We start from the raw sequence: 7180 nt of genomic DNA on the forward strand, positions 1-7180 counted from the left end.
GTATAGACCCATTGCGGGTTCTCGCCCTTGCCATGCGCGTTGCTGTCCGGGAACACGAAGCCATCGCGAACGGCCTCGATCCTTCCGTTCTTGCCGCGCGCGTAGCGCGGCAGGCGCGTATGGCCGGTGGGACTGAAATTCTTCGTCCGCACGCGGTCGCCCGCCTGGAAGCGTGCCGGCGCAGCCACGGGACGATCGCATGGCCCGCCCTTGGCGAGCACGGCAGGCACATCGGCAGCCTTCAGCACGCGTTTGGGTGTCGCCGCCGGATCGACAGCCTTGCCGGCGGCAAGGTCGCGTTCCGTCACGAAGCCATGGCGCTTCAGGAGTACCTCAAGCGCCTGGATCCAGATCTGGTAATAGCTCGACGAATAATAATCGGCGGGATGCAGCGACTCTCGCGCATGCCGGCTCTCGTCGATGTTCCAGGCACCCATGGCGCCGGCAGTGAGCGTGACGCCAAGCGCCCGCCGCTCCCAGGCAGCATGGAAGTAAGGCTCGTCCGTCTCGGGCGCGACCGGCCCGAACCCCATCTGCCCGCCGAGATCTTGCGGCCCGTTCATGCCGGCTCCCTCGCCAGCGCAGTGCCGATCATCGAATCGCGGCTGACCAGGCCGGCGAGTTGCTCCTCGCTCCAGCCCTCGGTGCCTTTCGGCCGCATCGGCACCACAAGGTAGCGAAGCTCGGCCGTCGAATCCCAGACGCGGATTTTCCTACCCGCGGGCAAGGTTAGCCCGAATTCTTCCAGCACGCCGCGCGGATCGATAACAGCCCGCGAACGATAGGGCGGCGCCTTGTACCAGACCGGCGGCAGGCCGAGCACGGACCACGGATAGCAGGAGCAGAGCGTGCAGACGACGAGGTTGTGCGTCTCCTGCGTGTTGAACACCGCCTGCATGTGCTCGCCCTGACGCCCGGTATAGCCGAGCGAGGCAATTGCCGCCGTCGCGTCGCGCTTCAGCCATTCGGCATAGGCCGGATCGTTCCAGGCCTTCGCCACCACCCTGGCGCCGTTGCGTGGGCCGATTTTCGTTTCGTAGGTTTCGACGATGACGTCGATGGCCGCCGGATCGATCAGGCCCTTCTCGGTAAGGATCGTTTCCAATGCGCGCACGCGCGCCGCAAACGGATCGAGCTCGTTGTCGTGGTCGTGATCATGGGACATGGCGCAAGGTTACGATCGTGCGCACGCCCCCGCAAGCTCGGCAACTTGGGCCAGAGCCGGGCCGCCTATTCGGCGGCCAACTTTCTCGGTTCGGCATTTTCTCCGGGGTCAAAGAGCGAGGGCTGCTCGACCGGCTCGACCGCATGCAACTCCGGCCGGCTCTTCTTCGAGGAGAAGCTGAGTAGCCAGCCGGAGAAATGCTCGAAATAGACATAGATGACCGGCGTGACGAACAGGGTCAGCGCCTGGGATGCGAGCAGGCCGCCGACCACGGCAACGCCGAGCGGCTGGCGCAGCTCGGCGCTGGCGCCGGTGCCGAGCGCGATCGGGAACGTGCCCATCAAGGCCGCCAGCGTCGTCATCATGATCGGCCGGAAACGCATCAGGCAGGCCTTGTGGATGGAGTCCAGCGCAGACATGCCCTCGCGCCTCAACTCCAGCGCCACGTCGATCATCATGATGCCGTTTTTCTTGACGATGCCGATCAGCATCAGGATGCCGATCACGGCTATGACCGACAGGTCCATGCCGAAGAGCCGCAATGCAACCACCGCGCCCAGTACCGCCGACGGCAGGCCCGTCAGAATGGTCAGCGGATGGATGAAGCTCTCGTAGAGCATGCCGAGCACGATGTAGATCGTGAGGATCGCGCCCCCGATCAGCAGCCCTTGGTTGGCAAGCGAATCCTGGAACGTCTTGGCTGTGCCGGCGAAGGTGGTGCCGATCGCCTGCGGCATGCCGATCTGGTCCTTGAGCTGGTTGATGCGGGTCACCGTGTCGCCGAGCGAGACACCCTGCGGCAGGTTGTAGGAGATCGTCACCGCCGGCAGCTGGCCAAGCTGGTTGACCGTCAAGGCGCCGGCCGTACGATCGACCCGGGCGAAGGCACCGAGAGGAACGAGGCTGCCGCTCGCCGTTCTCACCTGAATGGCCAGCATGCGCTCCGGCGACCACTCGATCTTCGGATCGAGCTCGGTGATGACTTCGTAACTGTCGGCCGAGCCGAAAATGGTTGAGACCTGATCGGTGCCGAAGCCGCCATAGAGGGCGGAGCGCAGCGTGTCCGTGTCGATACCGAGCTGAGCGGCCTTGTCGCGATCGACGACCAGCGACGCCTGCAGCGCGTTGTTCTGCAAATCACTTGTGACGTCAGTGAAGAATTTATGATCGGCGGCCATGGCGTCGTTCAATTTCTGCGCCCAGGCGTCCGTCGCGCCGTTATCGAGGCCTTGGACGACCAGCTGATAGGCGCTGGCCGAGGACCGCGAGCCGAGCCTGAGGTTCTGCACCGGTTGCATATAGGTTTCGATGCCGGCGACGCCGGACAGCTGCCGCCTCAAATCGGAAAGCACCTTCTCTATGTCGGGACGCTTGTCCTTGTCCTTCAGTTGCACGAACAACTGTCCCTGATTGAGCGCATTATTGCCGCTGCCCACCGACCAGGCGACGTGATCGACGTAAGGCGAATGCGAGAAGACGTCGGCGACCTGGCTCTGCAGCTTCGTCATCGCGTCGAAGGAGATGTCCTGGCGGGCGATGGTGGTTACCGAGATCTGGCCTATGTCTTCTTGCGGGAAGAAGCCCTTCGGCGAAACCTGGATCAGCCAGACGGAGGCTGCCGCGGTGCCGACGAAGACCAGGAACACCAGGAAGGTGTGGCGCAGGCAGAAGCTCAGGATCCAGTCATAGCCACGCGTGATGAGATCATGTCTGTGACCGTCGGCATGCGCCTCGCGATCGGCCTTGGTCACCGACAAAAGCCGCGAGCACAGCATCGGGGTCAGGGTCAGGGACACGAACATCGACGCCAGGATGGCGACCGTTACGACGACGGCGAATTCGTTGAAGATACGGCCGATGACGCCGCCCATCAGAAGCACGGGGATGAACACCGCCACCAGCGAAATCGAAATCGATATGATGGTGAAGCCGATCTCACGCGCGCCCTTGAGCGCGGCGTCGAAAGCCGACAGCCCGTCCTCCTCCATGTGGCGGAAGATGTTTTCGAGCATGACGATCGCGTCGTCGACGACGAGGCCGACGGCCAGCGTCAGACCCATCAGAGATATGTTGTCGATCGAGAAGCCGAACAGGAACATCGCGCCGAGTGTGGCGATCAGCGAAATCGGCACGGCCACCGCCGGGATGATCGTTGCCGTGACGCGGCGCAGGAACACGAAGATCACCATCACCACCAACGCGATGGTCAGGAGCAGCGTGAACTGCACGTCGTCGACGGCCTGGCGGATCGAGGTGGATCGGTCGTTGAGCAGTTTGATGCTCGCGGCAGCCGGCATCTGGTCCTGGAAGGACGGCAGCATCGCCTTGACCTTGTCGACGACGTCGACCGTATTGGCGTCGGGCTGACGCTGCACGGCCATGATAATGGCGCGCGTGCCATCATACCAACTCGCCGTCGTCGTGGTTTCGACCGAGTCGATGACGCGCGTGACCTCGCCCAGCCGCACCGGATGGCCGTTCTTGGTGGCGATGATAATGTTTGAAAAATCGGCGGCGTTCATCAACTGAGTGTTGGCCGTGATCGTCAGCTGCTGCTTGTCGTTCTGCAGCACGCCGAGCGGGGTGTTGCTGTTGGCCGAGGCCACGGCCGTCTGCAACTGGTCGATCGAGATGCCGCGCGCGGCGAGCGCGGTCGGATCGATCTGGATGCGCACCGCATATTTTTGCTGTCCGTAGATCGAAACCTGCGCAACGCCATCGATGGTCGATAGCGAGGGCGAGATGACGTTTTCGGCGAAGGCGTCGAGATCGGTGAGTGGAACGGTGTCGCTGACCAGCGACATCAGAAGAATCGGCGCATCGGCCGGATTGACCTTGCGATAGCTTGGCGGCGCCGTCATTTGCGGCGGCAGCGATTTTTGCGTGCGCGCAATGGCTGCCTGAACGTCCGCGGCGGCCGCGTCGATGTCGCGGTTGAGCACGAACTGGATGGCGATCGAGGTCTGGCCCAGCGAGTTGGTGGTCGAAATAGAATCGATGCCGGCAATGGTTGCGAACTGCTTGATCAGCGGCGTCGCGACCGAGGTCGCCATGGTCTCCGGCGAAGCGCCGGCCAGTTGGGCCGAGACATTCACCACCGGGAACTCCGCGCTGGGCAGCGCGGCAACCGGCAGGAACTTGTAAGCGAACAGTCCGCCCAGCACGAGGGCGAACGACATCAGCAGCGTGGCGACGGGCTTTCGTATGCAGAATTCGGAAATCATGGGCGGGCCTCGCCGGCCTTGTCGGCTTGTGCGACCTTAGGCGAATTTTGATCGCCACTGTTGCTCGCTGTCTTGCCTTCGTGCACCGTCGCGCCGTCCTTTAGCCTTGTCTGGCCTTCGACCACCACTTTCTCGCCGCCCTTGAGGCCTTGGCTGATGGCGCTGTTATCGCCCTCCGTCAGCGCCACCTGCACCGGCCGCATCTCGACCGTGTTGTCCGGCTTGACCACATAGACGAAGGGACCTTTCTGGCTCGGCTGCACCGCGACCGTCGGCACCGAGGTCATTTGCGGCATCGTGCCGGCATCAAGGATGACGTTCACATACTGCCCCGGCCAAAGCGAAAGATCGGAGTTCGGTATGCTCGCCCGCGTGGCGATGGTGCCGGAGGCGGTGTCGACGCTGGAATCGACGAAATCGAGCGTGCCCTTGCCGATCGGCGTCGGATCGCCGTCCTTGGTCAGCGTCACGTCGCCTTGCTGTGGGCTCGCCAACGCCTTGTGCAATAAAGCAAGGTTGCTTTCCGGCAGAGTGAAATTCACCTGCAGCGGGTCCATCTGTGTGATGGTCACAAGCGGCGTCGTGGTGCTTGAGCCGTTGCTGGTGGTGACGAGATCCCCGACCGAGACACTGACCGCCCCCAGCCTGCCTGAGATGGGCGCGCTGATGGTCGCGTAGCTTAACTGGACCGTATCGGCGTCGATCGTCGCCTTGTCGGCATCGATGGTGGCGGCCGCGGCCTTCTGCGCCGCCAGTGCCTGGTCGTAAGTCTGCTGCGTGCCAGCCTGCTTGGCGACAAGGTCCTTGGCGCGCTGAAGATCCGCCGTGGCGCTCACCAGCAGGGCCTGGTCCTTGACGAGCGTCGCCTGATCCTTGGCAAGCTGCGCCTTCAGTGCGCGGTCATCGAGCGAGAAGAGAAGGTCGCCGGCCCTGACCATTTGCCCGTCTTTCACCGCGATCGACACGATCTGGCTGGAGACACGGGCATTCACGCTGACCACCGACGGTGAGGAGACGAAGCCGATGGCGTAGCGACGGATCGGAAAATCGGCGGTCGTCGCAGTTGCCGAAACGATCGAGGCGGAACGCGCGCCGCCAGCGCCGCCCTTCTGGCTGCCCGATGCCTTGGTCGTGTCGGCGCCGGCTGTGTCGGCCTGCTGGCCGGAGATCAGCTGCTGCACCCTGCCAATCGTGGCGGGCGACAGATAAAGGCCGACACCTGCAAGGCAGGCCAGAGCAACGACTGTAAAGGCGATTTTTCCGCGCATCGACAACTGGCCCTCTATCCGACACGCCGAAACCGGTGGTCTATTTCACGGCCGTTGCCGCGAATTTCGCCGAATAGATAGGACAAGGCTTTGGCGGAAAAGGGCCAAAACGCGGGATTACGAAGATTTAATATGCACTGCACAATTGTTGTGCAGCCGGCTAACGTGCCGTGGCGATCCCTTAACGCAGCATCGGCCAGAGCGTCGCTGCGAGCAGCAGACCCATTCCTATGTTGAACCATTTCAGCCGCATGGGATCCGAAAGGAAGCCGCGCAGCGCGGTGCCGAACCCGGCCCACACCGAAACGCTGGGCAGGTTGACGATGGTGAAGGCGATTGAAATCAGCGCCACCGAGACGAACGGATGATCCGGATTGGTGTAGACGGCCATGGCAGTGATCGCCATCACCCACGCCTTCGGGTTGACCCATTGGAACGCGGCGGCATCGATGAAGCGCATCGGACGCGCCTTCGCCCCGTCCTTGCCACCCATCGAGCGCGACATGCCGATCTTCCAGGCAAGATAGAGCAAATAGGCGGCGCCGGCGATTTTCAGCGCCATATGCAGCACCGGAAACGCTGTCAGCACCGCGCCGAGTCCGAAGCCGACGGCCAGCAGCAGAACCAGAAAACCGATGCTGATGCCGAGCATATGCGGAACCGTTCTGAGGATGCCGAAATTGACGCCGGAGGCCAGCAGCATGAGATTGTTCGGCCCCGGCGTGATCGACGTCACGAAGGCATAGACCAGGAGTGCAAGGAACGCGTTGACGGACATCATATCCTCCCGCGGATAGGTCAGCTATATTGTCCTTTTCCGGCAGGCGCGCAAAAGCCACTGACGGGCGACTGCCGGACCAGCAAGGAGAATTTGAAGCAGTCGGAGCGGTGGGTGGCGCGCCTACATCCCCTGCGGGCCACGGTTCATGGCTGCGACACCGGTGCGGCAGATCTCGACCAGGCCGAGCGGCTTCATGATGGCAATGAACTGGTCGAGCTTGGAACCCTTGCCGGTGATCTCGAAGATGAAATGCTCGGTGTTGGCGTCGATGACCGACGCGCGGAAGGCATCGGCCAGCCGCAGCGCCTCGACGCGGGCGTCGCCGGTGCCGGCGACCTTGACGAGCGCAAGCTCGCGCTCCAGCGGCCGCTCCTGGCCGAGTTCGTGCGAGCGCACGGTGAGATCGACCACGCGGTGCACCGGCACGATCCGCTCGAGCTGGTGCTTGATCTGCTCCAGCACATGCGGCGTGCCGCGCGTCACGATGGTGATGCGCGACAAATGCTTCTCGTGCTCGGTCTCGGACACCGTGAGGCTTTCGATGTTGTAACCGCGCCCCGAGAACAAGCCGATGACGCGGGCAAGCACCCCCGGTTCGTTGTCGACCAGCACGGAAAGCGTGTGCGTTTCCGGCTTTTCGGTTTCCTTGGCGATGAAGTAGGCGGAGCCGGTCGGCTGGAGCTGTGCGTTCATGACGTGAATCTCGATTTCAAACTTTGGCGCTAATTCTATGTTTCCACAC

6 protein-coding genes are annotated in these 7180 nt (G+C 62.9%); all 6 read right to left on the reverse strand.

From position 1 onward, the window contains the following. On the reverse strand, positions 1-563 hold a 563-nt coding region (gene nthB / locus EOA60_RS12615), incomplete at its 3' end, for a nitrile hydratase subunit beta (protein WP_128311425.1). Further along, positions 560-1165, reverse strand: coding sequence for a nitrile hydratase subunit alpha (gene nthA / locus EOA60_RS12620; protein WP_095824883.1), 606 nt, complete (start codon positions 1163-1165; stop codon positions 560-562). The genes nthA and nthB, both read right to left, overlap by 4 nt. Before the next feature lie 65 nt (positions 1166-1230). Further along, positions 1231-4389, reverse strand: coding sequence for an efflux RND transporter permease subunit (locus tag EOA60_RS12625; RefSeq protein WP_095824884.1), 3159 nt, complete (start codon positions 4387-4389; stop codon positions 1231-1233). Then, positions 4386-5657, reverse strand: coding sequence for an efflux RND transporter periplasmic adaptor subunit (locus tag EOA60_RS12630; protein ID WP_095824885.1), 1272 nt, complete (start codon positions 5655-5657; stop codon positions 4386-4388). Before EOA60_RS12630 ends, EOA60_RS12625 begins: the two co-directional genes overlap by 4 nt. A 181-nt stretch (positions 5658-5838) precedes the next feature. Next, positions 5839-6435, reverse strand: coding sequence for a LysE family translocator (locus EOA60_RS12635; RefSeq protein ID WP_095825021.1), 597 nt, complete (start codon positions 6433-6435; stop codon positions 5839-5841). 123 nt (positions 6436-6558) lie between these two features. Further along, positions 6559-7131 carry an acetolactate synthase small subunit gene (ilvN, locus tag EOA60_RS12640; protein WP_059185300.1) on the reverse strand — a complete coding sequence of 191 codons (573 nt, stop codon included), beginning with the start codon at positions 7129-7131 and terminating at the stop codon, positions 6559-6561. Positions 7132-7180: the final 49 nt, after the last annotated feature.

Source organism: Mesorhizobium sp. M1A.F.Ca.IN.020.06.1.1 (genome assembly GCF_004023265.1).
Classification (GTDB): Bacteria; Pseudomonadota; Alphaproteobacteria; order Rhizobiales; family Rhizobiaceae; genus Mesorhizobium.